This is a genomic window from Corynebacterium sp. LK2510 (assembly GCF_040946405.1).
Taxonomy (GTDB): Bacteria; Actinomycetota; Actinomycetes; order Mycobacteriales; family Mycobacteriaceae; genus Corynebacterium.
This window is the reverse complement of record NZ_JAYWLR010000042.1, coordinates 1-1410: the sequence shown is the minus strand read 5'-3', so window position 1 is coordinate 1410 and position 1410 is coordinate 1. Positions and strand designations below refer to the sequence as shown.

Genomic DNA, 1410 nt, shown 5'->3' with positions numbered 1-1410 from the left:
GGGTTAAGGTGCAGAAAGTGTGTCCGTTTTCCCGGATAACCACTGCTCAGACGGTGTAAATAGGCCCGATATAAGCTTCGCATCCTTATATCGGGCCGAAACACGCTCAATCCTCCGGAATGGCACCCATATGTGCTAACGCAGCACTGCTGTGCTTTCCCGGTGACACGAAACAGACCACGATGCCCGGTGTGTACAGGGCACATGAAGAAAAACGGCACCACATCCAAAGGCACAACCAGGTGGCGCTGCACCAACCCCACCTGCGGCAGCTCCACAACACGCACCCGCACCGACCACACCCTCAGCCACGACTTCGCAGCATTCCACTCCTACGTCACCTGCACCGCCAGCCTGTCCGAGGTCGCACGACAACGACACACCAGCCGATGGACACTCGCGCGCAGGTTCGCACCGATGTGGCTCATTGAGGTTCCCAACGAAGGCCAACCCCACCGCGTCTACGACCAGCTCTTCATTGACGGCACCTACACAGGCGCCGGCTGCTTGCTTGTTGCCGCCAGCCGCGACCACGTCATTGCCTGGCACTGGGCCCAACGCGAAACCACCCACGCGTACACACAACTGCTCAGCAAGATCGCCGAACCCTTATGCGTCGTGCTCGACGGCGGGCAAGGCGCCTACACAGCAATCAAAGCGTGCTGGCCGAACACCCTCATCCAACGCTGTCTTGTGCATGCTCAACGCGCAATCCGCCGCTACACCACCTCACGGCCACGCACGGATGCCGGCAAAGCCATCTACGCGTTAGCGCTGAAACTAACCCGGATCACCACACTGACCCAGGCCCGTGAGTGGACACTGCGCCTGCATGACTTCGGGCAGGTTTTCAAGGACTTCCTGAACGAGAAAACGATGGTGCCAAAACAACGCCGCACACCCACTAAGCAGTGGGAATGGACTCACCTGCGGGTGCGCAAAGCCTACTACTCGTTGCTGAACTTAGCGCGCAATAACTGGTTGTTTACCTACCTGCAGCCACCCGACAACGCGATTGAGCCTGACAGGTGGGTGGCAACAACGAACAGTTTGGAAGGAGGGGTCAACGCGGTGATTAAACGTATCGCTGATGCTCACCGCGGTAGGTCGGGAGAGCGTCAACGAAAAATGCTCGAGTGGTGCCTGCACGCAAAAACGCAGCTGCCTGACGACCCTATAAAAATCGCCAGGCAGTGCAATTTCGGGCAAGACCAACTCGCCAAAGTTAACGACCTTGCCCAAGAAGACCACAACCAAGCCGACCAAGAAACGGGCCGACCAGCCTTCTACGACAACGCTATCCCAACCGAGTACGACCCCACGATCAGAATTAGGAAAGGTCCACTGAGGTAACACGCAAAGGTCCGGCCGACGACACGCCGACCGGACACACATTTTGCACCTTAACCC

General features: G+C 58.0%; 1 protein-coding gene. It reads left to right on the top strand.

Features of this window, described 5'->3' with window-relative positions; translation table 11 throughout:
• The first annotated feature begins 162 nt into the window (after positions 1-162).
• Positions 163-1353 carry an IS1249 family transposase gene (locus VVR41_RS10650; RefSeq protein WP_368524750.1) on the top strand — a complete coding sequence of 397 codons (1191 nt, stop codon included), beginning with the start codon at positions 163-165 and terminating at the stop codon, positions 1351-1353.
• Positions 1354-1410 lie beyond the last annotated feature (57 nt).